Annotated in this window: 22 protein-coding genes; 15 read left to right on the top strand and 7 right to left on the bottom strand. The window is 65.1% G+C overall.

Annotated elements, in window-relative coordinates; genetic code table 11:
• The first annotated feature begins 86 nt into the window (after positions 1-86).
• Positions 87-1,853 carry an adenylate/guanylate cyclase domain-containing protein gene (locus tag AC24YW_RS06270; RefSeq protein ID WP_487481924.1) on the top strand — a complete coding sequence of 589 codons (1,767 nt, stop codon included), beginning with the start codon at positions 87-89 and terminating at the stop codon, positions 1,851-1,853.
• 49 nt (positions 1,854-1,902) lie between these two features.
• On the opposite strand, the gene mepK is transcribed toward AC24YW_RS06270, so the two are convergent.
• From mepK to AC24YW_RS06255, 3 genes are all read right to left on the bottom strand, one after another.
• Complete coding sequence (gene mepK / locus AC24YW_RS06265; RefSeq protein ID WP_487481923.1) at positions 1,903-3,522, bottom strand: peptidoglycan L,D-endopeptidase MepK; 1,620 nt, start codon at positions 3,520-3,522, stop codon at positions 1,903-1,905.
• Between the two features lie 272 nt (positions 3,523-3,794).
• Complete coding sequence (locus AC24YW_RS06260) at positions 3,795-5,978, bottom strand: L,D-transpeptidase family protein (RefSeq protein WP_487481922.1); 2,184 nt, start codon at positions 5,976-5,978, stop codon at positions 3,795-3,797.
• Positions 5,979-6,315: 337 nt separating this feature from the next.
• Positions 6,316-7,812 carry a sigma-54-dependent transcriptional regulator gene (locus AC24YW_RS06255; protein ID WP_487481921.1) on the bottom strand — a complete coding sequence of 499 codons (1,497 nt, stop codon included), beginning with the start codon at positions 7,810-7,812 and terminating at the stop codon, positions 6,316-6,318.
• A gap of 127 nt (positions 7,813-7,939) precedes the next feature.
• On the opposite strand from AC24YW_RS06255, the gene AC24YW_RS06250 reads away from it, so the two are divergent.
• The 13 genes from AC24YW_RS06250 to AC24YW_RS06190 all read left to right on the top strand — a co-directional run bounded on the left by AC24YW_RS06250 (position 7,940) and on the right by AC24YW_RS06190 (position 18,798).
• Positions 7,940-9,877, top strand: a complete 1,938-nt coding sequence (locus AC24YW_RS06250; protein WP_487481920.1) for a M3 family oligoendopeptidase — start codon at positions 7,940-7,942, stop codon at positions 9,875-9,877.
• 98 nt (positions 9,878-9,975) lie between these two features.
• Complete coding sequence (locus AC24YW_RS06245) at positions 9,976-10,200, top strand: AbrB/MazE/SpoVT family DNA-binding domain-containing protein (protein WP_018641564.1); 225 nt, start codon at positions 9,976-9,978, stop codon at positions 10,198-10,200.
• An 11-nt stretch (positions 10,201-10,211) separates the two neighbouring features.
• Entirely contained in the window at positions 10,212-10,607 is a 396-nt protein-coding gene (locus AC24YW_RS06240) for a type II toxin-antitoxin system death-on-curing family toxin (RefSeq protein WP_487481919.1), read from the top strand.
• Between the two features lie 97 nt (positions 10,608-10,704).
• A complete protein-coding gene (locus tag AC24YW_RS06235; RefSeq protein ID WP_035998674.1) occupies positions 10,705-10,857 on the top strand; it encodes an aa3-type cytochrome c oxidase subunit IV in 153 nt (50 codons plus the stop codon).
• A 139-nt stretch (positions 10,858-10,996) separates the two neighbouring features.
• Positions 10,997-12,124, top strand: coding sequence for a Re/Si-specific NAD(P)(+) transhydrogenase subunit alpha (locus AC24YW_RS06230; protein WP_487481918.1), 1,128 nt, complete (start codon positions 10,997-10,999; stop codon positions 12,122-12,124).
• A 12-nt stretch (positions 12,125-12,136) separates the two neighbouring features.
• Entirely contained in the window at positions 12,137-12,454 is a 318-nt protein-coding gene (locus tag AC24YW_RS06225) for a proton-translocating transhydrogenase family protein (protein ID WP_035998681.1), read from the top strand.
• Between the two features lie 39 nt (positions 12,455-12,493).
• Positions 12,494-13,891, top strand: a complete 1,398-nt coding sequence (locus AC24YW_RS06220; protein WP_487481917.1) for an NAD(P)(+) transhydrogenase (Re/Si-specific) subunit beta — start codon at positions 12,494-12,496, stop codon at positions 13,889-13,891.
• Between the two features lie 17 nt (positions 13,892-13,908).
• Positions 13,909-14,079 carry a hypothetical protein gene (locus tag AC24YW_RS06215; RefSeq protein WP_271503798.1) on the top strand — a complete coding sequence of 57 codons (171 nt, stop codon included), beginning with the start codon at positions 13,909-13,911 and terminating at the stop codon, positions 14,077-14,079.
• 29 nt (positions 14,080-14,108) lie between these two features.
• Complete coding sequence (locus AC24YW_RS06210; RefSeq protein WP_487482578.1) at positions 14,109-14,906, top strand: alpha/beta hydrolase; 798 nt, start codon at positions 14,109-14,111, stop codon at positions 14,904-14,906.
• 97 nt (positions 14,907-15,003) lie between these two features.
• The gene (locus AC24YW_RS06205; RefSeq protein ID WP_487482577.1) at positions 15,004-16,338 is read left to right on the top strand and encodes a sodium:proton antiporter; all 1,335 of its coding nucleotides are present in this window, start codon (positions 15,004-15,006) and stop codon (positions 16,336-16,338) included.
• Between the two features lie 49 nt (positions 16,339-16,387).
• A complete protein-coding gene (locus AC24YW_RS06200) occupies positions 16,388-17,485 on the top strand; it encodes a calcium:cation antiporter (RefSeq protein ID WP_487481916.1) in 1,098 nt (365 codons plus the stop codon).
• 12 nt (positions 17,486-17,497) lie between these two features.
• Positions 17,498-17,782, top strand: a complete 285-nt coding sequence (locus AC24YW_RS06195) for a cupin domain-containing protein (protein ID WP_487481915.1) — start codon at positions 17,498-17,500, stop codon at positions 17,780-17,782.
• Between the two features lie 92 nt (positions 17,783-17,874).
• A complete protein-coding gene (locus tag AC24YW_RS06190) occupies positions 17,875-18,798 on the top strand; it encodes a hypothetical protein (protein ID WP_487481914.1) in 924 nt (307 codons plus the stop codon).
• A 17-nt stretch (positions 18,799-18,815) separates the two neighbouring features.
• Here AC24YW_RS06190 and AC24YW_RS06185 read toward each other — a convergent pair whose 3' ends face one another.
• Together AC24YW_RS06185 and rpsU are read right to left on the bottom strand one after the other, a co-directional pair.
• On the bottom strand, positions 18,816-19,466 hold the full coding sequence (locus AC24YW_RS06185; protein ID WP_487481913.1) for a tetratricopeptide repeat protein: 651 nt from the start codon (positions 19,464-19,466) through the stop codon (positions 18,816-18,818).
• A gap of 101 nt (positions 19,467-19,567) precedes the next feature.
• Entirely contained in the window at positions 19,568-19,864 is a 297-nt protein-coding gene (gene rpsU / locus AC24YW_RS06180; protein ID WP_008546194.1) for a 30S ribosomal protein S21, read from the bottom strand.
• A gap of 260 nt (positions 19,865-20,124) precedes the next feature.
• On the opposite strand from rpsU, the gene aqpZ reads away from it, so the two are divergent.
• On the top strand, positions 20,125-20,847 hold the full coding sequence (gene aqpZ / locus AC24YW_RS06175; protein ID WP_487481912.1) for an aquaporin Z: 723 nt from the start codon (positions 20,125-20,127) through the stop codon (positions 20,845-20,847).
• Positions 20,848-20,889: 42 nt separating this feature from the next.
• On the opposite strand, the gene AC24YW_RS06170 is transcribed toward aqpZ, so the two are convergent.
• Together AC24YW_RS06170 and purE are read right to left on the bottom strand one after the other, a co-directional pair.
• Positions 20,890-21,996, bottom strand: a complete 1,107-nt coding sequence (locus tag AC24YW_RS06170) for a 5-(carboxyamino)imidazole ribonucleotide synthase (RefSeq protein WP_487481911.1) — start codon at positions 21,994-21,996, stop codon at positions 20,890-20,892.
• Positions 21,993-22,481 (bottom strand): 5-(carboxyamino)imidazole ribonucleotide mutase, encoded by a 489-nt coding sequence (gene purE, locus AC24YW_RS06165; RefSeq protein WP_487481910.1) that lies wholly within the window; start codon positions 22,479-22,481, stop codon positions 21,993-21,995. Before purE ends, AC24YW_RS06170 begins: the two co-directional genes overlap by 4 nt.
• Positions 22,482-22,600: the final 119 nt, after the last annotated feature.

Genomic DNA, 22,600 nt, shown 5'->3' with positions numbered 1-22,600 from the left:
GGCGCCCCGCCCGGCCGGCGTTGCAGCGCACCAAGCTTGGGCAAAATCTCGGCATCTGCTAGGTTGCTCGGTGAAGGGACCGAGCGATGGATGTGCCGGGACCAGAGCGCAGGCTTGCCGCGGTTCTCGCCGCAGACATGGTCGGCTTCAGCCGACTGATGGAGGTCGACGAGGCCGGCACCCTTGCGCGTCTCAAGACCCATCGTGTCGAACTCATCGATCCCGCCATTGCCAAGAATCGCGGCCGTATCATCAAGACGACCGGCGACGGCATGCTCGCGGAATTCCACAGCGTCGTCGATGCCGTGCTATGTGCGGCCGAGGTTCAGCGCCGCATGGCGCGGCGCAATGCCGACGTCCCGCCGCCGCGGTGGATCCAATTCCGCATCGGCATCAATCTCGGCGACGTGATCGTCGATCAGAACGACATTTTCGGCGATGGCGTCAACGTCGCGGCGCGGCTGGAGACGCTGGCCGAGCCTGGAGGAATCTGCGTCTCCGGCGCGGTGCGCGATCAGGTCGGCGACCGGCTGGATGGCCTTCAGTTCGACGATCTCGGTGAACAGAGCGTCAAGAACATTGCCCGTCCGATCCGCATCTTCCGCATTCGGCTGGCGGAGGGGCCTGCAAGCCTGCCTGACGGGTCCAATCGTGCCCTGACGCCGCCGGGTGCTTCGAAGAAGCCGTCGATCGCCGTGCTGCCGTTCGCCAATATGAGCGGTGATCCGGAGCAGGAGTTCTTCGCCGACGGTCTCACCGAGGACATCATCACCGAGCTTTCGCGCTTTCACGACCTTCTCGTCATCTCCCGCAACTCGACGTTCGTCTACAAGGGCAAGGCCGTAAAGGTCCAGGACATCGGTCGTGAGTTCGGTGTCGACTATGTCATCGAGGGCAGCGTTCGCAAGGCCGGGGAGCGCGTCCGCGTCACCGTGCAGCTGATCGATGCAGAGACCGACCGCCATATCTGGGCCGAACGCTACGACCGCGAGCTCCGGGATATCTTCGCCATCCAGGACGAGATGACCCGCGCGATCGTGGCGACGTTGCCGGGTCGGGTAGAAGCCGCAACGCACGACCGCACCAAGCGCAAGCCGACCGACAACATGCCCGCTTACGAATGCGTGCTGGGTGCGAAGCTCCTGCATCATCGATCAACCCGCGACGACAATGCTCAGGCGCAGACGCTGCTCAACCGCGCGCTGGCGATGGATCCGAACTATGCCCACGCTCATGCCTGGAAGGCATGCGTGCTCGGCCAGTGCTGGATTTATGGCTGGTGCGCCGACCGCGAGGCGACCTTCAAGCAGGTTGCTTCGGAGCTGGAAATTGCGTTGGCGCTCGACGACAACGACGCGGACGTGCACCGAATTCTCGCCGCGCTCAATCTGACGCGACACGACTACGAGAAAGCCACCTATCACCAGGAGCGTGCACTCGCCCTCAATCCGAACTACGACCTCGTCGTCGTGCAACAGGGAGAGCTTCTGACCTGGCTGGGCCTGCCGGAGGAAGGCATCGACTGGATCAGGAAAGCGATGCGTCTCAATCCCTATCATCCCGAGCGCTTCTGGAGCCATCTGGGCCGTGCCTATTATTGCGCGGAGAAGTACGCCGAGGCCGCCGAGGCGTTTTCAAGGATCACGCGCCCCGACTATACCCATCACGCGTTCCTGGCGGCGACATTCGCGCAGATGAAGAACGCGATCGCGGCCGGCGCTCATGCCGCCGAGGTCTTGAAGCGCGAACCGGGATTCTCGGTGGCAGCTTATCTTGCGACGCTGCACTACAAGCGCGAGCCCGACCGGCAGCGCCACGAGGCTGGCCTCATCGCGGCTGGCTTGCCGGCTTGATCGACCCGGGCAAGGACGAACAGAGAGAGCTTTGCGGGTACAGAAGACGTCAGCGCAGCGCGGCGGTGCGCACGACGAACGACGTCGTCTCGAGCTTTGCGGTCGCGCTGCCCGAGAAATTGTCGCAGGACAGGCCCTGCATCGGGTCGTCGGAGAAGCCCATCGCGAGCACGGCGTTCGGCTTGACGAAATAGCCGCGCAGCGCCGCAGTATCGAGCTCGCCCATCAGCGTCACCGACATCGCGCGGCTGGCGCTCGGCGACAGCATCACGATCTTGAGCCAGATGCTCTCGCCTTTGGCCGCGGAGAGGCGGGTCGCGGTTGCGATCCTGCCGTCGATGCTCTTGCCGACCACCGTGTTGATCTCCGTCGCCTGAGCCAGGCTGCGGGGGCGGGGGGTGCGCGGGATCGGCGCGGAGGCGGCGACGACGTTGGCGCGGTCGACCGGGGACGCCGCCGGCGCGTAAGCCAGGGCTTGGAGGGCCGCGTTGGACACGCTCGCGGTCGGCTGCGGATCGGTGGCCGCGGCCAACGCCTGGCGCGCCTTCAATGCGGCGACCTGCGCCGGCGTCGCTTGCTGCGGCGTGGCCGGAACGTCATCCCAGAAGCCGCGCGCATTGATGATGTCGGCCGGGGTCTCCGGCTTTCCGTCAACAGACTTGCCGGCAGCGGGCTTGTCAGCCACGGGCGCGGGCTTCGGCTTGGGCGGCGCGACGATCTGCGCATCGGCTGAGGCGAGCTGGATGGTTGCGGCGATCTGCGGCTTGGCGCGCGGCGTCGGCACCGGCTCGGCGGGCTTGGCGGCGGCTGCGACGACGGTCGGTGCCGCCGGCTTTGCGGCCGGGGCGGGCGCGCCCTCGTCATCCTCGTCGCTGGCGGCCGGAGCTGCCGGCTTGCTCCTGAACAAGGCGGCGAAGAAATTCGGCTTGCTGCCGGCATCGTCGCTGCTGCCGCGTCGCTCGATCTCGGCCTTGGCGAGCTCATAGTTCTTCAGCGGCGTGCCGTCGGTCGGCAGATGCACCGTCTTTCCATCCGGGAAGACACGGGCGAGTTGGTCATGCGTCATCCGCGGCCAGTGCCGGACGCTGCCGGTATCGAGGTGCACGAAAGGCGAGCCGGAGGTGGGGTAGAAGCCGACGCCGCCGCGCTGCAGGCGCAGGCCGGCGAAGCGAATCTGCTCCAGCGGCACGCCGGGAATGTAGAAGTCCATCGCATGGCCCAGCGTGTGCTGGCTGAAGCGTGCCACGCCGGAGGAGCGGCGGCGGAGCATGGCGTTGGTGGCGGGAGAGCGGTAGGCGGAGATGATCTGGATCGGCTGCTTGCCGTCGACGTCCTTGTAGACTTCCCAGAGGATGTCGAACAGGCGACGGTCCATCACCGTCTGCTCCTGGCTGCGCCAGTCGCGCAGGAAGTGGTTGAGCTGCTTCAGCGCCGCTTCGTCATAGCGCCCGTCGCGCTTGAAGGTGACGGTGAGGTCTTCGCCGGAATGGGTGTGGTGGAACGAGAGCGTCTTGGTCTCGTTCAGGGCGGCGGCGTCATGAACCGAACCGGCGGCCGCAAGCAGCAATGCAGCCGCAAGGCCGATCCGGGATCCGGCCTTCACGCCCGCATGGGACAACGACAGCACAGCAAATTGGCGTGCGAGACCAGTCAGCACGTATGAGCCCACCCAGTCGACGAGCGTTCAAATGGACTCTCCCGCCAACCCCGTTAGCAGCGCGAAAGAGGATGAACGCTTTCTTAAAGCGAGAAGGTTAATTTGAGGTTGACCTTCTCGCCCCCAAACCAAGTCAGAAAACGATCCTAAGCGGTTGACTGTGGCAAAAAAACGCCCGCCACCCCATCGCAGGTCGCAGCATGGTTAACGTCAAGCGACCCCATCCTGGGACGGGGTCGCTGATTTCATTGCTGAATTTCAGGAAATGGGGTGTCGGATGGGCCTCAGCGGGTAAACACCCGCTGCTGCTGCGGCCGGCGGCCGACCGGCGCCGGCGGCGCGGCCTGGGTAGGCGCCCCGAACAGCCGCTCGAAGAAGTTGGGCCCGGACGAGCCGAAGCCGCTGCCGTTATTGGCCACGGCCACTCCGGAGGGGAGCGTCGTCGCGGGACGCGAATAGCTCGGCTGGGAATGCGCCACGACGGCCTCGAGGTCCTTGCCGCGGTTGTTCTTCAGGATGTTGATCATGACCGCGTCGCGGCCATAGACGTCCTTGCGGAATTGCAGCTTGCCGGCCTCGTCCACGAACGCGGTCTGATAGGTGATGTTGACCGGGACTGGGGTCGGGAATTTCAGGTCGATCTCGCTCTTGCCGTACATGCTGCGGATGCGCTCCGGCGTGTACTTCTCGTTCGGCATGACGATGTTGAGCAGAACGGAGGCGTACTGATCCGGATTCTGCACGCGCATGCAGCCATGGCTGAAGGCGCGCTCGTCCCTGGCGAACAAATGCTTGTCCGGCGTGTCGTGCTGATAGACCAGGAACTTGTTCGGGAAGTTGAAGCGGACACGGCCGAGCGCATTTGCTTCGCCGGGCGGCTGGGAGATGTGCACAGAGCCGTCGCGGTTCTGCTCGAGCCTCAGGCCCATGCGCTGAAGCACGGTCGGGTCCTGCTGCAGGGCCGGCAGGTATTCGTTGTAGACGATCGACGGAGGCACGTTCCAGGTCGGATTGACCGTGATGTACTTCATCGTCTCGGTGAGCAGCGGGGTGGCATGCTTGCCCGGCTTGCCGGTCACGACGCGTGTGGTCCAGACCTGCTGGCCGCGCTGCATTACCTTCAGCGTGAAATCGGGAATGTTGAGGATGACATAGGCATCGCCCAGCGCGGGTGCGCCGAGGTCGCGCGGCAGCCAGCGCCAGCGCTCCATGTTCACCAGCACCACGTCGATCTGCTTGTCGCGCTTGGGGGTGTTGAGCGCGTTGACGGTCTTTTCGTCGAGGATGCCGGTCGCCTTCATCTCGGCGCCGCTCTGGAATTTGCGCACGGCTTCGGCGACCGCAGCGTCGTAGCGGGTGTCGCTGGCATTCTCGGCGAGGCCGAGCTTGGCCCGCAGTTGCGGCACGCGCGGATCTTCCACGACGACCTCGGCCTGCTTCTTGCCGGCCGGGGTGTATTTCAGCGCCGGACCGTCGGCGATCTCGATCACCGGACCGCTGCCCTGGCCGCGCAGCTCGGCGAGCTTGGCCTTCAGCTCCTTGTAGAGCTTGTGCGGCGGGTTGTAGCTGTCGAGCGCCGCGGAGGCGTCGGGCGCGGTCGTGACCTTGGCGAGCACCTCGCCGGGGTCGACCGGATGTTCGGGATAGAGGATGTCGCCGGCGACCTGCGACCAATGCATGCGGCCGCTCTGGGCGTGGCGGGCATAGTCGAACATGCTGGCGGTGAGCTTGAGCTCGGCATCGGCCAGCGCATCGGGCGCCTTGGCGGCGAAATCCGGCACCGGATAGTCGGCGGGATTGAGACCGTCGGACGCCGCGTCCTTGAGCCGTGCGATCACGCCCTTGGCCGCAGCAGTCAGGTTGCCGCCTTGCGTCCAGACCGGCGCGAAGTCGCGCGCGCCGTAGAACTTCTCAACCGCTGCACGTTCGTTCTTGCGGTCGAAATGGCGCGAGGTCTTGGCGCCGATGATGTCCTTGAGCTTGTCGGCGACCGGCTGGTCGGCGGCGGGCACGTTGCTTGCGGCCTTCACGGGGTCGGCGGCCGGTGCTGCGGGGGCCGCCGGCGTGGCCGTTGCGGTGTCTGCCTTGGCCGGCTCGGTCTTTGCGGGCTCGGTTTTCGCAGTCTCGCTCTTCGGCGCTTCCGGCGCGGGCGTGGTGGCGACGTCGGACGGCTTGGTCTCGACCTTGTCCGGCGCTGGCGCGGCGTCCGCCTTGGCGGAGTCCCTCGCAGCGTCCTTGGTGTAATCCTGCACCGTCGCGGTGGTGTCGAGCTTGACGTCGGCTGCAGTCGGGGGAGGGACGTTTGCCGGCTCGGGCCGGGGGATCGCGGCTTCGATCGCGAGTTCCGCGGCGCTGCTGCGCGCCTGATCCTGCGCCAGGGCCGAGCTGGCCGACACCGTGAGGAAAGTCGCCGCGACCGTCATCAAGACACGGTCAAAGCCCACACGATGGTTCAAACAGTCACGCATTGTGTCGCACCCCTCGGGTGAACTGCTCCTTCGTGGAACAGCTTTGTTTTCGCTATTGACGAGTTTCGGCTAAACCGCGCCGGCCTCTCGAAAGTTGCACGCCTGCACGCAACGATTCTGACGCAGACGATATACAGGCCCCGATTTTGCAGCCAGCGCTACCCGGGACAACTCACGACAAACTGACTTCAAGGGAGCCTCTTGGCAACGGATTGTACGCTTCTGCCACGCGCTTTTCCTTCGTCTGTCACTTCCAGGTCACGGTTCGAATTCCGTCGTCACGCGAACGGCTTAGAGCGTTCCCGCACCGCCGTACGAAGCTCCGTTCGCACTGGGCTCAGTGCGTCTCCTCGCCGCTTTTGCCGCCATGCCCGGGAACCCCGGCCTCGTCGAGTTTGCGGTAGAGTGTCGAGCGGCCGATCTTGAGGCGGCGAGCCACCTCGGACATCTGTCCGCGATAATGCGAGATTGCGAAACGGATGATCTCGTTCTCCATGTCCTCCAGCGGGCGGACATCCCCGGTCGCAGTGAGCATGGAGAGCGTTCCCATGGCGGGGAGCGGGGCGATTGGTATGTCGTTACCTGACACCACGGACGGCGTGGCCGCCGGCTCGAGCAACAGCGGGGCGGTCGGAATATCCGTGACGGGAAGCGCCTGCGAGGCGAGCAGCGGGAAGTCGCCGAGACCGAGCTGGTCTGCCTCGCTCATCACCACTGCGCGATAGACTGCGTTCTCGAGCTGGCGGATGTTGCCGGGCCAGTCGAGCTGGGCAAGGTGGGCCACCGCCTCGCCGCTGATCCCGGTGATCGGGCGGTTCTCCTCGGCGGCAAAGCGCGCGATGAAATGCCTGAGCAGATGCGGGATATCCTCGCGCCGGGCCCGCAGCGAGGGGATCGTCAGCGGCAGCACGTGCAGCCGGTAGAACAGGTCTTCGCGGAAATGTCCCTGCTTGACCCGTTCCAGCAGCTTGCGATTGGTGGCCGAGATGATGCGGACGTCAATCTTGACCGGCTTGCGGCCGCCGACCGATTCCACCGCGCCTTCCTGGAGCGCGCGCAGCAGCTTCACTTGCGCGGTCAGCGGCAGCTCGCTGACCTCGTCCAGAAACAGCGTGCCGCCATGAGCCTCGACGAACTTGCCCGTGTGCCGCTCGGTGGCCCCGGTGAAGGCGCCCTTCTCATGGCCGAACAGGATGGACTCGACGAGGTTGTCGGGAATCGCGCCGCAATTGACCGCGACGAACGGCTTCGCCTTGCGCTCGCCGCTGCCATGGATGGCCCGGGCGAACATCTCCTTGCCGACGCCGGACTCGCCCTCGATCAACACGGGGATCGCGGAGTTTGCCGCCTTCTGGGCGGCGCGCATCACGCCCGTCATCGCTTCGGAGCGGGTGATGATGTCGGTGAAGGTGAGCCGTCCTTCGCGGCTGTGACGGATGCGCTGCAATTCGCCCTTGAGCGCGGACGTGTTGAGCGCGTTGCGAAGCGAGACCTGGAGGCGCTCGACGCCGACCGGCTTGACGACGAAATCGGCCGCGCCCGCGCGCATCGCGGAGATCACGTTGTCGATGCCGCCATGGGCGGTCTGCACGATGACGGGGACGCTCAGGCCGGCTTCGCGGATCTTCGCCAAGACGCCCATGCCGTCGAGCCCGGGCATCACGAGATCGAGGATGACGGCGTCGATGGCCGGTCCGTCGGGGGCGGTGAGGGCGGCAATTGCGGCATCACCGGAGTCCACGACGACCGTCTCATAGCCGCATTTCTGCACCATGTTCTCGACCAGCCGGCGGGCTACAGCGTCGTCGTCGGCGATCAAAATACTGGCAGCCATGGTGTTCCCCGCACGCTACTACTATCTGTCTCGAATCGGGGCACTCTGGCCGAAGCCGATTAACGCACGCTTAAACCTTGATGCCCCCGCCCGCCGCCGCGATTGTTGAACACAGGTTTCCCACACAATGAATTCGCGCTCCAAATCTGCCTTGAACAAGCCTGCCTTGAACAAGACCGCTCTCAAGAAATCCGCTCCCGGCAAGCCCGCTCTCCGCAAGCCAAGCACCAAAAAATCCGCCGCCAAGGCAAGACCCTCCAAAGCTGCACCCTCCAAAGCTGCGAGCAAGACCGGCAAGCTTCCGGAGTGGAACCTGGCCGACCTCTATTCCGGGATCGACGCGCCGGACGTGGCGCGCGATCTCGAGAGAATGGATGCCGACTGCGTCGCCTTCGAGACGGACTACAAGGGCAAGCTGGCGACAGGGACAGCAAACGAAGATGGCGGAAAGTGGCTCGCCGAAGCGGTGCGACGCTATGAGGCGATCGACGATCTCGCCGGCCGTCTCGGCTCCTATGCCGGCCTCGTCCATGCCGGCGACAGCGTGGACCCTGCGATTTCAAAGTTTTACGGCGACGTGTCCGAGCGACTGACGGCGGCGTCCACGCATCTGTTGTTCTTCGCGCTCGAGCTCAACCGGATCGATGACGATATTTTGAATCGCGCGATGCAGGCCGTCGAGCTCGCGCACTACCGTCCCTGGATCGAGGATCTGCGCAAGGAGAAGCCGTACCAGCTCGACGACAAGCTCGAGCAACTCTTTCTGGAGAAGGCGCAGACCAGCTATTCCGCCTTCAACCGGCTGTTCGACCAGACCATCTCCGGCCTGCGCTTCAAGGTCGGCACCAAGGAGCTCGCGATCGAGCCGACGCTGAACCTGTTGCAGGACCGCGACGGGGCCAAGCGCAGGAGCGCGGCGGAGGCGCTGGCGAAGACCTTCAAGGCCAATGAGCGCACCTTTGCGCTGATCACCAACACGCTCGCCAAGGACAAGGACATCTCCGACCGCTGGCGCGGCTTCAAGGACGTTGCCGATTCCCGCCATCTGAACAACCGCGTCGAGCGCGAGGTCGTCGACGCGCTGGTCGCCTCGGTGCGCGCGGCCTATCCGAAGCTGTCGCATCGCTATTATGCACTGAAGGCGAAATGGTTCGGCAAGAAGCGGCTGGCCTATTGGGACCGCAACGCGCCGCTGCCGTTTGCGGCGACCGACGTCATCGCCTGGCCGGAGGCGCGCAGCATGGTGCTGACGGCCTATCGCGGCTTCTCGCCCAAAATGGCCGATATCGCCGAGCGCTTCTTCACCGACCGCTGGATCGACGCGCCGGTGCGGCCGGGCAAGGTGCCGGGGGCGTTCTCGCATCCGACCACACCGTCAGCGCATCCTTACGTGCTCATGAACTACCAGGGCAAGCCGCGGGACGTGATGACGCTCGCGCATGAGCTCGGCCATGGCGTCCATCAGGTGCTCGCGGCAAAGAACGGCGCGCTGATGGCGCCGACGCCGCTGACCTTGGCGGAGACCGCGAGCGTGTTCGGCGAGATGCTCACCTTCAAGCGGCTGCTGGCCCAGACCAAGAACGCCAAGCAGCGCCAGGCGCTGCTCGCCGGCAAGGTCGAGGACATGATCAACACCGTGGTGCGGCAGATCGCGTTCTATTCCTTCGAGCGCGCGGTCCATACCGAGCGCAAGAACGGCGAGCTCACCGCGACGCGGCTCGGCGAGATCTGGCTGTCGGTGCAGGGCGAGAGCCTCGGGCCGGCGATCGAGATCAAGGCGGGCTACGAGAACTACTGGATGTACATCCCGCACTTCATCCACTCGCCGTTCTACGTCTACGCCTACGCCTTCGGCGACTGTCTCGTAAACTCGCTCTATGCGGTCTACGAGAACGCGGCCGAGGGTTTTGCCGAGCGCTATCTCGACATGCTCGCGGCCGGCGGCACCAAACATTATTCCGAGCTGCTGCGGCCGTTCGGGCTCGATGCCAAGGACCCGAAGTTCTGGGACGGCGGCTTGAGCGTCATCGCGGGCATGATCGACGAGCTGGAGGCGATGGGCTGAGGCGTCCGGGCGCTTTTGGAGATGGAGCTCACGTAAAACATGTGTTGAACCAACGCTTCGGCGATGTTATACATATGTATAACGCTGGAGCCCGTGCCATGAAGATCGAGATCAAGAAGATTGGCAATTCCGACGGACTACTGCTGCCCCGTGAATTGATGCAGCGGCTCGATCTCAAGCGCGGACAGCAATTGCACATCGTGGAATTACCCGGCGGTGGTTTTCAGTTGCTGCCTTACGATCCCGACTTCGAGCGGACGATGGAAATCGCCGACGAGGTGATGGACAAGTATCGCGACACGCTCGCGGCGCTTGCGAAATAGTCGGCTGTGCAATGAGCGATCCTCAGGAGCCGCTCTGGGTCACCTACGAGCAGGCTGTTGCAATTCATGGCCGACAACTCCGGCGCTTCGGCGGTGCGCCGGGACTGCGCGACGAAGGCATGCTGCGCTCGGCACCGGAGCGCCCGATCAACAAATGGCGCTACGAGCAGGCGCCGTTGAACGAGCTTGCCGCAGCCTATGCATTCGGGCTCGCGAAAAACCATGCATTCGTCGATGGAAACAAGCGTATTGCCTTCATGGCGATGATGGTCTTTCTGCACAAGAATGGCGTGGCGTTCAGTCCTGATCCGGCGCAAGCGACGATCATCATCCTCTCTCTCGCTGCCGGTGAAGTCAGCGAGGAGAGCCTCGCGCGCTGGATCGGCGACAATCTGAATTCCAAATGACCCGATTTGCGGGAAAACCCCGCCTCGGTGCCGTTGCCCTGTCCAAATCTTTCAGGTATCCCAGCCCGAGAATTCGACGTTCGACTGGGGACATTCCATGGCTGACCATAGCGAAGTGGCGTACACCACCGCCGACGGCAACGACTACGTTGCCCACGAGCAGACCTATGAGGGCTTCATCAAGCTGGTGAAGTACGGCACGGTCTCGGTCGCGCTCATTGTGATCCTGATGGCGGTCTTTCTGACCTGATCCATCGTCGGCTGCATCCGCCAACGCCGGCGGCTGCTCATTAAATTTGCATACAAGCCGGTTTCAAAACCGGTATCCAAACGTTGCGGGAGTAACGCTAAGTTCGCGTGCGCGTTTTGTCCGCGTCGCCGGAGGGCCTATGAAGATCGCCGTTGCCAAAGAGATAGATCCGTCGGAGCCGCGGGTCGCCGCTTCGCCTGATACGGTGAAGAAGTTCAAGGCGTTGGGCGCCGAGATCGCCGTCGAGCCGGGTGCCGGCATCAAATCGGGGCTTCCGGATTCCGAATTCACCGCGGCCGGCGCCACCGTCAGCGCTGACGCGCTCAAGGACGCCGACATCATCATCAAGGTGAAGCGCCCCGAGGCATCCGAGCTGGCGCAGTACAAGCGCGGCGCCCTTGTCATCGCCATCATGGACCCCTACGGCAACGATGCCGCGCTGAAGACGATGGCCGATGCCGGCATCGCCGCCTTCGCGATGGAATTGATGCCGCGCATCACCCGAGCGCAGGTGATGGACGTGCTGTCCTCGCAGGCCAACCTCGCCGGCTACCGCGCCGTGATCGAGGGCGCCGAAGCCTTCGGCCGCGCCTTTCCGATGATGATGACCGCAGCCGGCACCGTGCCAGCCGCAAAGGTGTTCGTGATGGGCGTCGGCGTCGCCGGACTCCAGGCGATCGCGACCGCGCGCCGTCTCGGCGCCGTCGTGACCGCGACCGACGTGCGGCCCGCCACCAAGGAGCAGGTGGAATCCCTCGGCGCGAAATTCCTCGCCGTCGAGGACGAGGAGTTCAAGAACGCGCAGACCGCCGGCGGCTACGCCAAGGAAATGTCGAAAGAATACCAGGCCAAGCAGGCCGCGCTCACCGCCGAGCACATCAAGAAGCAGGACATCGTCATCACCACTGCGCTGATTCCGGGCCGCCCGGCGCCGAAGCTCGTCAGTGCCGACATGGTCAAGTCGATGAAGCCCGGCTCGGTGCTGGTCGACCTCGCCGTCGAACGCGGCGGCAATGTCGAGGGCGCCAAGGCCGGCGAAGTCGTCGACCTCGATGGCATCAAGATCGTCGGCTACACCAACGTCGCCGGCCGCGTCGCGGCCTCGGCCTCCAGCCTCTATGCCCGCAATCTGTTCTCCTTCATCGAGACCATGGTCGACAAGAAGGAGAAGAAGCTCGCCGTGAACTGGGACGACGAGCTCGTCAAGGCCACCGCGCTGACGAAAGACGGTGCCGTGATCCACCCGAACTTCCAGCCGAAAGCGTAAGGAGAGATTGCCATGGAGCACGCCGCACAGGTCGTCGACCCCTTCATCTTCCGGCTGTCGATCTTCGTCCTCGCCGTCTTCGTCGGCTATTTCGTGGTCTGGTCGGTGACGCCGGCGCTGCACACGCCGCTGATGAGCGTGACCAACGCGATCTCCTCGGTGATCGTGGTCGGCGCGCTGCTCGCCGTCGGCGTCGGCATGGTTTCGAGCGGCTCGGGCTGGGCGCGCGGCTTCGGCTTCGTTGCGCTCGTCTTCGCCTGCGTCAACATCTTCGGCGGCTTCCTTGTCACCCAGCGCATGCTGGCGATGTACAAGAAGAAGTCGAAGTAAGCGGCCACCTCGGGCTGAAGAGATCAATGGGGACCTGAGATGAGCGCCAATCTCTCTGCATTCTTGTATCTCGTGGCGGGGGTGCTGTTCATCCTGTCGCTGCGCGGGCTGTCGAGCCCGGCAACCTCGCGCCAGGGCAACCTGTTCGGCATGATCGGCATGGCGATCGCGGTCGCCACCACGCTCGCGAGCCATCCGCCGGCGGATGGGGTTGCCTGGGTCCTCGTGATCCTCGCGGTCGCGATCGGCGGCGGCATCGGCGCGGTGATCGCCCGCCGCGTGCCGATGACCTCGATGCCGGAACTGGTCGCCGCCTTCCATTCGCTGGTCGGCATGGCCGCGGTGCTGGTCGCCGCCGGCGCGTTCTACGCACCCGAGGCCTTCGACATCGGCACGCCCGGCAACATCCATGCCTCCAGCCTGGTCGAGATGTCGCTCGGCGTCGCCATCGGCGCGCTGACCTTCACCGGCTCGGTGATCGCGTTCCTCAAGCTGTCCGCCCGCATGAGCGGCGCGCCGATCATCCTGCCGTTCCGCCACGCCATCAACATCGCGCTGGCGCTGGCCCTGGTGTTCTTCATCGTCGGCCTGGTCCGCTCCGGCAGCGCGGTCGATTTCTGGCTGATCACCATCATCGCGCTGGTGCTCGGCGTGCTCATGATCATCCCGATCGGCGGCGCCGACATGCCGGTCGTGATCTCGATGCTGAACTCCTATTCGGGTTGGGCGGCCGCCGGCATCGGCTTCACGCTCGGCAATTCCGCGCTGATCATCACCGGCGCGCTGGTCGGATCGAGCGGCGCGATCCTGTCCTACATCATGTGCCACGCGATGAACCGGTCCTTCATCTCGGTGATTCTCGGCGGCTTCGGCGGCGAGACGGCTGCTGCCGGTGGGGCCACGGGCGAGCAGAAGCCGGCCAAGCTCGGCTCGGCGGACGATGCCGCCTTCATCATGAAGAACGCCTCCAAGGTCATCATCGTGCCCGGCTACGGCATGGCGGTGGCGCAGGCCCAGCACGCGCTGCGCGAGATGGCGGACATGCTGAAGAAGGAAGGCGTCGAGGTGAAATACGCCATTCACCCGGTCGCCGGCCGCATGCCCGGCCACATGAACGTGCTGCTGGCCGAAGCCAACGTGCCCTATGACGAGGTGTTCGAGCTCGAGGACATCAACTCCGAGTTCGCGCAGGCCGACATCGCCTTCGTGATCGGCGCCAACGACGTCACCAACCCGGCGGCCGAAGAGGACAAGACCTCGCCGATCTACGGCATGCCGGTGCTCCAGGTCTGGAAGGCCGGCACGGTGATGTTCATCAAGCGCTCGCTGGCGTCGGGCTATGCCGGCATCGACAATCCGCTGTTCTACCGCGACAACACCATGATGCTGCTCGGCGACGCCAAGAAGGTCACCGAGAACATCGTCAAGGCGATGTAGCGCCAGGCACGCGGACCGTGGCCATCAACAAGGAATGGCACCGGTCCCATCGCATGCCGCCCAAAGCGACGCGCGAGCAGCGCATCGCCTGGCACGCTGCCCACAAGGCGGCGTGCGGCTGCCGCGACGTTCCGGCGAGCCTGCGGCCCGACGTCATGAAATTGCTGCGGAGCCGTCGCAAGCCGTAGGTCTCAATCGAGGGACCGGCCGCGCAATGATGAGCATCGTCAAGTGGATCGCCATCGTGCTCGTGACCGTCTATTGCGCCGGTCTCCTCGTGCTGTACGTCCGACAGCGCGAGATGCTGTTTCCGATCCCGCCCGTCGGCCGCACCGCACCCGGTGCCGCGGGTCTTCCCGAGGCCGAAGAGCATGTCCTGACCACGTCCGATGGCGAGCGGGTCATCGTCTGGCACGTGCCGGCCAAGCCCGGTCGTTCGGTGATCCTCTACTTTCACGGCAATGGCGATTTTCTCGCCGGCCGCGTCGGCCGTTTCAAGGCGATGACCGCCGACGGCACCGGCCTCGTTGCGCTGTCCTATCGCGGCTATGGCGGCTCGAGCGGGATGCCGAGCGAGCAGGGCCTGCTGCGCGACGCTGCAGCCGCCTACGCCTTCACCACCGCGCGCTATGCAGCGGAACGAATCGTCGCCTGGGGCTTTTCGCTCGGGACGGGCGTCGCGGTCGCGCTCGCCTCGGAGCATCGCATTGGCAAACTCATCCTGGAGGCGCCCTATACGTCGACCGCCGACATTGCGGGGTCATCGTTCTGGTTCGTACCGGTCCGCCTTCTGATGCGCGATCCGTTCCATTCGGACCAGCGCATGCCGCGCGTCACGGTGCCGCTGCTCATCATGCATGGCACCAACGACCTTGCCATATCGATCGTGTTCGGAGAGCGTCTGTTCGCGCTCGCCCGCGAGCCCAAGCGGTTCGTTCGCATGGAGGGCGGCGGGCACGACAATCTCGATCAATATGGCGCGATCGAAACGGCGAGAGGCTTCATTGGCAATTGACCGTCCGTATGCACGCTGCATTTCGCCGCTGATCGTCTGCTGCCTGGTTCTTCTGCCGCAGAATGCGTTTGCAGCGACCGGGCTCGACGGCGCGGCGATGCGCTGGCCATACGCGCTGCCCTTTGGCGGCTTGTTGCTCTCGATCGCGCTGGGGCCGCTGCTGTTCGCAAGGATCTGGCACCATCATTACGGCAAGATCGCTGCTGCCTGGTCGCTGCTGGCGCTCGCCGCTCTGGTGGTCTTTGCCGGCGTTGCGGCGACGCTGGCCGCGCTCGTTCACGCCATGCTCACCGAATATCTCGGCTTCATCTTGCTGCTGTTCTCGCTCTACGTCGTGTCCGGCGGCATTCTGATCACCGGCGACATCAAGGCCTCACCGGCGACCAATGTGGGAATTCTCGCGCTCGGCACGTTGGGGGCCAGCGTGGTCGGCACCACCGGTGCCGCGATGATCCTGATCCGGCCCCTGATCCGCGCCAACCGCGCGCGGCGCCACAACATGCACGTCTTCATCTTCTTCATCATCCTGGTCGCCAATGTCGGCGGCGCGCTGACCCCGCTCGGCGATCCCCCGCTGTTCGTCGGCTTCCTGCATGGTGTCGACTTCTTCTGGACGACGCGGACCATCTGGTTGCAAACGGCGATCGTGGCCGGGCTGCTGCTCGCCCTATTCGTGGCGATCGACGCCTGGCATTTCCGCGCCGAGCCGCCGCCCAGCGAGGCCGGTTCTGCCAAGCCTGTCCGCATCCGAGGCCTCGTCAATCTGGTGCTGATTGCGGCCATCGTCGCCAGCCTGCTGTTGTCGGCGATGTGGAAGTCCGGCATCGCGCTCGACATTCTCGGCACCAAGCTGGAGCTGGAAGACATCGCGCGCAATCTGGCGCTGCTGGCCATTGCGGCGCTGTCGCTATGGCTGACGCCCGACGAGCACAGGCAAGCCAATGGCTTCACCTGGGAGCCGATCCGCGAGGTGGCGAAACTGTTCGCGGGCATCTTCGTCGCCATCATCCCGGTCATCGCCATGCTCAATGCCGGCCATCGCGGGGCGTTCGCCTGGCTGCTGTCGGCGGTGACCGCGCCGGACGGCGCGCCGCGCGAGGTCGTCTATTTCTGGTTCACCGGCCTGATGTCGGCATTCCTCGACAATGCGCCGACCTATCTGTTGTTCTTCGAGCTCGCCGGCGGCGACCCGCACGTGCTGATGCATCAGCTCACTGGCACGCTCGCCTCGATCTCGATGGGAGCCGTCTACATGGGGGCGCTCACCTATATCGGCAACGCCCCGAACTTCATGGTGAGCAGCATCGCGCGCGAGAACGGCGTCGAGATGCCGAGCTTCTTCGGTTATTTCCTGCGCGCGGGCGCCGTGCTGATCCCCCTGTTCCTGTTGCTGACGTTCCTGCCGGTCGCGCCGTTCCTGCACTGGGATTGAATCTGCCGGCCGATTTGCTACTGCTCGTTGTCGCAATTGGAGCCGGTGGATGAGCGCGCATGATCCGATCCCGAGGTCGGCTTGGGTCTTTCCGGCACTGGCCGTGCTGCTGTTTGCGGCCGTCAGCGCGACGGAATACGAGTTTACGCTGTCGTTCGGCGGACTGCTCTTCGCAATCGTCCTCCTGGTCATCCTGTTCGGCACGGTGTTCGCCGCGGTTCATCATGCCGAGGTGATCGCGGAGAGGGTCGGCGAACCCTACGGCACGCTGGTGCTGACGCTCTCGGTGACCATCATCGAGGTCGCGCTGATCACCACGATCATGCTGGGCGACAAGCCTGCTCCGGCGCTGGCCCGCGACACCGTGTTCGCCGTGGTCATGATCGTCTGCAACGGCCTCGTCGGGCTCTGCATCTTCATCGGCGGCCTGCGCTATCGCGAGCAGGGCTTCCAGCTCTCCGGTGCCAACGTCTATCTCAGCGTGCTGTTCGCGCTCGCGACCATCACGCTGATCCTGCCGAACTACACCACCACCACCCCGGGGCCGGTCTATTCGGCGGTCCAGCTCGGTTTCGTCGACGTGGTCACGCTGGCGCTCTATGCGGTGTTTCTCTACACCCAGACCGTCCTGCACAAGGATTACTTCGTGCATGACCGTGCGGACGGCGAGGGCGGGGCGGCGCACGGGTCGGCCGGGGCACTCGCGCTCACCGTGGTACTGCTCCTGGTCTCGCTGCTGGCGGTCGTGCTGCTCTCCAAGAAGTTCTCGCTGGTGGTGGACGCCGTTGCGGTCAAGATCGGTGCGCCGCCGGCCTTTACCGGACTTCTGGTCGCGCTCCTGATCCTGATGCCGGAAGGCGTCGCGGCTGTGTCCGCGGCCCGCAAGAACGACCTCCAGAAGAGCATCAACCTCGCGCTGGGATCGTCGCTGGCGACCATCGGGCTGACGATCCCGGCCGTCGGCGTCGCCACCTATGCGCTCGACAAGCAGCTCGAGCTCGGCCTCAACGCCCAGGGCAGCGTACTTTTGCTTCTGACCTTCTTCCTGAGCATGCTGACCTTCGGTACGGGCAGGACCAATGTCCTGTTCGGGCTGGTTCACATGGTGGTATTTGCGGTCTACGTATTCATGGTTTTCGTGCCGTAAGGGATAGTGCTCATGCTTGCCGCCAGGTCCGAGGTTCAGGTCGACAACGAAGAGGTCCGGGTGACGGAATGGCGGCTTGCCCCCGGCAGCGCCACCGGCCATCACACCCACGGCATGGACTATGTGATCGTTCCGGTCGCTGCCGGCGAGATGACCATCGTCGCGCCCAATGGCGAAAGGTCAAAGGCGCAGCTTGCCGCCGGGAAATCCTATTTCCGCAAGGCCGGCGTCCAGCATGACGTACTTAACGAAACCTCAACTGAGATCGTGTTCCTTGAAATTGAGCTGAAACGCTAGGGTCACGCCCCGTTTGCCATCGATCCGTCGCAGTTGATCCCTCACAATGCCCTAAAGTTCCCGCATCAGGTCGCGCGGGGAGTGTGGTCGGAATGCTGAAATACCTCGCAAAAATTTCGATGGATATTTTCCCCTCGGTGCTCGCGACGATCATCGGGGCCTACATCGTCAATCATTACATCAACGCCAAGCCGGCCGCCGACACCCCAGCCGCCGTGACCGCGCCTGCCCAGACCGGCAGCGACGGCAAGCCCACCGATACCGCCAACCTTCCCGCCCCCGGCGTCAAGGCCAAAGGCATCCCCGAGAAGAGCGTGACGGACAAGGCGGCAGTCGAGAAGCCGGCCGATCATCCGCCGGCCGCCGAGACCAAGGCCGCAGACGTGGCTCCCGCTGACACCGGCCCGCGCGGCCGTCCCTCTGCCCGCGACAAGGCGGCGGCGAAACCCGGACCGGCTGCTTCCGCTCCCGTGGTTGAGGCCAATTCGGCCCCGACGGCGGCATCCCCGGCCGCAAACCCCGACGCCAACGATCTGGCGCGTGCTGCGATCGAGCGTCTGCGCAAGTCGCCCGAGGGCAAGGCTGCCGAGGCCAGAGCGTCCGAGACCAAGCCGGCCGAGGCTCGCGCCGTGGATCCCAAGTCGGCCGAGCGGCCGGCAGAGCCTGCGGTGCGGGACGCCGCCCGCACGCCGGAAGCGCCCCGGGGTGTCAATGTGGAGCCGTCCGCAGTCCGGCCGCTGCCGCCGCCGATCAATGTCTCCACGCCGTCACCCGAGACCTATGGCAATGGGGGGTCCACTCCGCCCTACACGGCCTCGATCGGCGACGACGATCCGAATCGGGTGACGCCGCCGGCCGACATTCCCGTGCCGATCATCGCACCGCCGCTCGACCTGCGTGCCGATGCGGGCGCCGCCCTGCCGCGACCGAAGAAGACCAATGTCGCCGACGAGATGCTGTCGGGCATGAAGTCGATGTTCAACGCCGTTCTGCCCAAGAACGCCACGCCCGATTAGAATTCAGCTCGGGACCGTCAGCCGCCGACGCGGGCGAGACCGCTGCGGGCGGGTTCGTCGCGTGGACGAAGCGCAACCGCCTTGGTGTAGGACGCCGCCGCCTTGGCCTTGTCGCCCAGCCGCTCATAGGCCTGACCGCGTGCGGTCCAGACCTGGGCATTGTTAGGATCGGCCTCGGAGGCTTCATCGAGATCGGCTGCGGCCTCCTTGACCTTGCCGAGCGCGAGATAGCTGTTGGCGCGACCGAGCAGCGGCTCGGCCTTTTGCGGGTTGAGTCCGCTGGCGGCGCTGAAATCGGCGATGGCGAAGTCGTGCTGGTTGTTGCCCTGGTAGATCAGGGCGCGACCATAGAGCGCCTGCGCATTGTAGGGATCGAGGCCGATCGCGCGATTGAACTCGTCGAGCGCCGCCGCGGTTTCGCCTGACTTCGCCAGGGACTGGGCCTTCGCGGTATGGGCCTGGGCTTCGGTGACGTTGCCGGCGCTCACCGCGCTCTCGGCCGGTGCGGCGGCCTTGGGCGGCTCCTGCGGCTTGTCCTTCTCTGGCATCAGCGATCCCAGATCGAACGAGCAGCCGCACAGCACGATCCCCGTCAGGGCCGCCGCGAGCGGCGGCTGCCAGATCCGGCGCCGTCGCGGAAGGCCGCGCTGGGGGAAAGGGGAGGCCATCAACGGTTGGCTCGCGCTAGAGCTTGATCCGACAAGTCCTCAAAACAATAACGCGGGCCCGGGGCCCGCGTCATCGAAAACTAAAGTCTTGCTGAATCGGCTCAGCGCGGTCCGCGCGGACCTGCGCCGGGACCGCCACGACCGCCGCGATCACCGCCCGGGCCGGCGCCGAACACCGGCTTCGGCTTCATCGGCAGCAGGCCTTCGCGCTGCAGCTTCTTGCGGGCCAGCTTGCGCGCACGGCGCACGGCTTCGGCCTTTTCGCGGGCCTTCTTCTCGGAGGGCTTCTCGTAGTGACCGCGGAGCTTCATCTCGCGGAAAATTCCCTCGCGCTGCATCTTCTTCTTCAGCGCCTTGAGGGCTTGATCAACATTGTTATCGCGAACGAGAACCTGCACGCGGCATCCTCTTCAGGTGGATCGGATTTGAATTCTGGTAAGTCAAAGGGGATGGCGAAACGCGCAAGCCCTTAACCTTGAGCGCGCGGATGTATCAGACAAAACCGCAGATGTCCACCGGCCAAGCGGGTTTTCGGGCCAAGTTCGGCCATTAAATGCGGCGAAAATACCTCCATGCGGCCCCGATTTGGGCGGTTTGGCGCCGCGGACGGGGCCGCGCCGGAGCTTTGTTCCGGAATCTTTGCAATGAGGGGACCACAATGGACGTCAAAAAATACGCGGCGGAAGCCATCGGCACCTTCTGGCTCACATTCGCGGGCTGCGGAAGCGCGGTGATCGCCGCCGGCTTCCCGCAGGTCGGGATCGGGCTGGTCGGCGTGTCCCTGGCCTTTGGATTGAGCGTCGTCACCATGGCCTACGCGATCGGCCACATCTCCGGCTGCCATCTCAACCCGGCCGTCACGGTCGGTCTTGCCGCCGGTGGCCGTTTTCCGGCGGGGCAGATTCTGCCTTACGTCGTCGCCCAGGTGGCGGGCGCGATCATTGCCGCCTGGCTGCTCTATGTCATTGCGAGCGGGGCACCCGGCTTCGACGTCAGCAAGGGCTTTGCCTCCAACGGCTATGATGCGCATTCGCCCGGCCAGTACAGCATGATCGTGTGCTTCCTCACCGAGGTGGTGATGACCATGATGTTCCTGTTCATCATCATGGGGGCGACCCATGGCCGCGCGCCGGCGGGTTTCGCACCGCTGGCGATCGGGCTCGCGCTGGTGATGATCCATCTCGTCAGCATTCCCGTCACCAACACCTCGGTGAACCCGGCCCGCAGCACCGGCCCGGCGCTGTTCGTCGGCGGCTGGGCGCTGTCGCAGCTCTGGCTGTTCTGGGTCGCGCCGCTGATCGGCGGTGCGCTCGGCGGGGTGATCTATCGCTGGCTCAGCGAGGAGCCGACCGGCGTCGTCGCCGGCGCAAAGACGGCGTAGTCACAATCACCCGGCGGGATTGCAGCCTTTGCTGCGATCCCGTCACTTGTCCCGGGGCGGCCTGACTTCCGTCACGTGGCCCATCTTGCGGCCGGGGCGCGGCGCGCCCTTGCCGTAGATGTGCACGGTCGCGCCCGGCACGCTCATCCACTTTTCATAATCGTTGATCTCGTCGCCGATCAGGTTGGTCAAGGTGACGATTTCGCCGTGGCGCACCGGCTTGCCGAGCGGCCAGCCGGCGATGGCGCGGATGTGCTGCTCGAACTGCGAGACGGAGGCGCCGTCGAGCGTCCAGTGCCCGGAATTGTGCACGCGCGGCGCGATCTCGTTGACCAGCACCTTCGGTCCGGTGCCGTTGCTCAGCACGAACATTTCGACCGCGAGCACGCCGACATAGTCGAGCGCGCTTGCGATTTTGCTCGCGATGCTGCGCGCCTCCTCGGCGAGCGAGTCAGGGATCGGCGCGGGCGCACGCGATATCTTCAGGATGTGGTCGCGGTGCTCGTTCTCGGTGACGTCGAAGCACTCGACCTCGCCCGTGGCCGCGCGTGCGGCGATCACGGAGATCTCGCGCTCATAGGGCACGAAAGCCTCCAGGATCGCCGATTTGGTGGCGAGGCTGGTCCACACCTTCGCGACGTCGTCGCCCTCGCGGATGATGGCCTGGCCCTTGCCGTCATAGCCGAAGCGGCGGGTTTTCAGCACCGCCGGAAGGCCGATCCTGGTGATCGCCTCGCGCAGCGAGGAGACGGAGGTGACGTCGGCATAGGCGGCAACGCCGATCCCGAGCTTCGTCACGAAATCCTTCTCGGCGAGCCGGTCCTGGGTGGTCTCGAGGATCTTGCGGTTGGGCAGCACCGGGCGGCGCGCGTCCAACACCAGCGCCGCTGCCGCCGGGACGTTCTCGAATTCGTAGGTGATGACGTCGACATCGTGGGCGAACAATTCGAGCGCCTCGACGTCGGCATATTCGGCGCAGGTCGCGTTCAGCACGACGTCGAAAGCGGGCGAATCCGGATCTGGCGAGAACACCTGGCAGCGCAGGCCGAGCCGCGCCGCGGCCATGGCCAGCATCCGGCCCAATTGTCCCCCGCCGAGGATTCCGATGGTGTCACCGGGCTTCAGCTTCACACGCCTTGTGTCCGTCACGCCTTGTCCTCCGGCCGCTCGGCGACCGCTTCGGTCTGGGCCTTGCGCCAGGCGGCGAGGCGATCCGACAGGGCCGGGTCGGACAATGCCAGCACGGCGGCTGCCAGCAGCGCGGCATTGATCGCGCCGGCCTTGCCGATGGCGAGGGTGCCGACCGGGATGCCCGCGGGCATCTGGACGATCGAATAGAGCGAATCGACGCCCTTGAGCGTCTTGGATTCGACGGGAACGCCGAAGACGGGGAGTTCCGTCAGGGCCGCCGCCATGCCGGGCAGATGGGCCGCGCCGCCGGCGCCGGCGATGATGACCTTGTGGCCTGCGGCCTTGGCGGCCTTGGCGAATGCGAATAGCCGGTCGGGCGTGCGGTGGGCCGAGACGATGCGGCTGTCTGAGGCAATGCCGAGCGCGTCAAGCGTGTCGGCGGCGTGCCGCATCGTGTCCCAGTCCGACTGGCTTCCCATGATGATGGCGATCGGCGCGGTCATGACGTCAATTGTGCCCAGAAAAACAGAGAGATAGGCCAGATTAACGATTCCGGCCGGCGGCTCGCAAGGCGGTGGCAAGGAGAAGGGAATCCACTATCCTGTCTTGGTGAATCCCCGCA

The sequence above is a fragment of the Bradyrhizobium sp. USDA3516 genome (assembly GCF_057651995.1).
Note: the sequence above shows the minus strand (reverse complement) of the source record. Positions and strands in the feature narration are given on the sequence as shown.

Bases quoted from the DNA above. Each gene is read 5' to 3' on its own strand.
- AC24YW_RS06190 (WP_487481914.1), top strand. From the start codon at position 17,875: ATGCTGAAATACCTCGCAAAAATTTCGATGGATATTTTCCCCTCGGTG.
- AC24YW_RS06195 (WP_487481915.1), top strand. From the start codon at position 17,498: ATGCTTGCCGCCAGGTCCGAGGTTCAGGTCGACAACGAAGAGGTCCGG.
- AC24YW_RS06255 (WP_487481921.1), bottom strand. From the start codon at position 7,812: ATGGCTGCCAGTATTTTGATCGCCGACGACGACGCTGTAGCCCGCCGG.
- AC24YW_RS06270 (WP_487481924.1), top strand. From the start codon at position 87: ATGGATGTGCCGGGACCAGAGCGCAGGCTTGCCGCGGTTCTCGCCGCA.
- AC24YW_RS06235 (WP_035998674.1), top strand. From the start codon at position 10,705: ATGGCTGACCATAGCGAAGTGGCGTACACCACCGCCGACGGCAACGAC.
- AC24YW_RS06185 (WP_487481913.1), bottom strand. From the start codon at position 19,466: ATGGCCTCCCCTTTCCCCCAGCGCGGCCTTCCGCGACGGCGCCGGATC.
- AC24YW_RS06240 (WP_487481919.1), top strand. From the start codon at position 10,212: ATGAGCGATCCTCAGGAGCCGCTCTGGGTCACCTACGAGCAGGCTGTT.
- AC24YW_RS06230 (WP_487481918.1), top strand. From the start codon at position 10,997: ATGAAGATCGCCGTTGCCAAAGAGATAGATCCGTCGGAGCCGCGGGTC.
- purE (WP_487481910.1), bottom strand. From the start codon at position 22,481: ATGACCGCGCCGATCGCCATCATCATGGGAAGCCAGTCGGACTGGGAC.
- AC24YW_RS06260 (WP_487481922.1), bottom strand. From the start codon at position 5,978: ATGCGTGACTGTTTGAACCATCGTGTGGGCTTTGACCGTGTCTTGATG.
- AC24YW_RS06210 (WP_487482578.1), top strand. From the start codon at position 14,109: ATGAGCATCGTCAAGTGGATCGCCATCGTGCTCGTGACCGTCTATTGC.
- AC24YW_RS06200 (WP_487481916.1), top strand. From the start codon at position 16,388: ATGAGCGCGCATGATCCGATCCCGAGGTCGGCTTGGGTCTTTCCGGCA.
- aqpZ (WP_487481912.1), top strand. From the start codon at position 20,125: ATGGACGTCAAAAAATACGCGGCGGAAGCCATCGGCACCTTCTGGCTC.
- AC24YW_RS06250 (WP_487481920.1), top strand. From the start codon at position 7,940: ATGAATTCGCGCTCCAAATCTGCCTTGAACAAGCCTGCCTTGAACAAG.
- AC24YW_RS06245 (WP_018641564.1), top strand. From the start codon at position 9,976: ATGAAGATCGAGATCAAGAAGATTGGCAATTCCGACGGACTACTGCTG.
- AC24YW_RS06225 (WP_035998681.1), top strand. From the start codon at position 12,137: ATGGAGCACGCCGCACAGGTCGTCGACCCCTTCATCTTCCGGCTGTCG.
- AC24YW_RS06205 (WP_487482577.1), top strand. From the start codon at position 15,004: ATGCGCTGGCCATACGCGCTGCCCTTTGGCGGCTTGTTGCTCTCGATC.
- AC24YW_RS06220 (WP_487481917.1), top strand. From the start codon at position 12,494: ATGAGCGCCAATCTCTCTGCATTCTTGTATCTCGTGGCGGGGGTGCTG.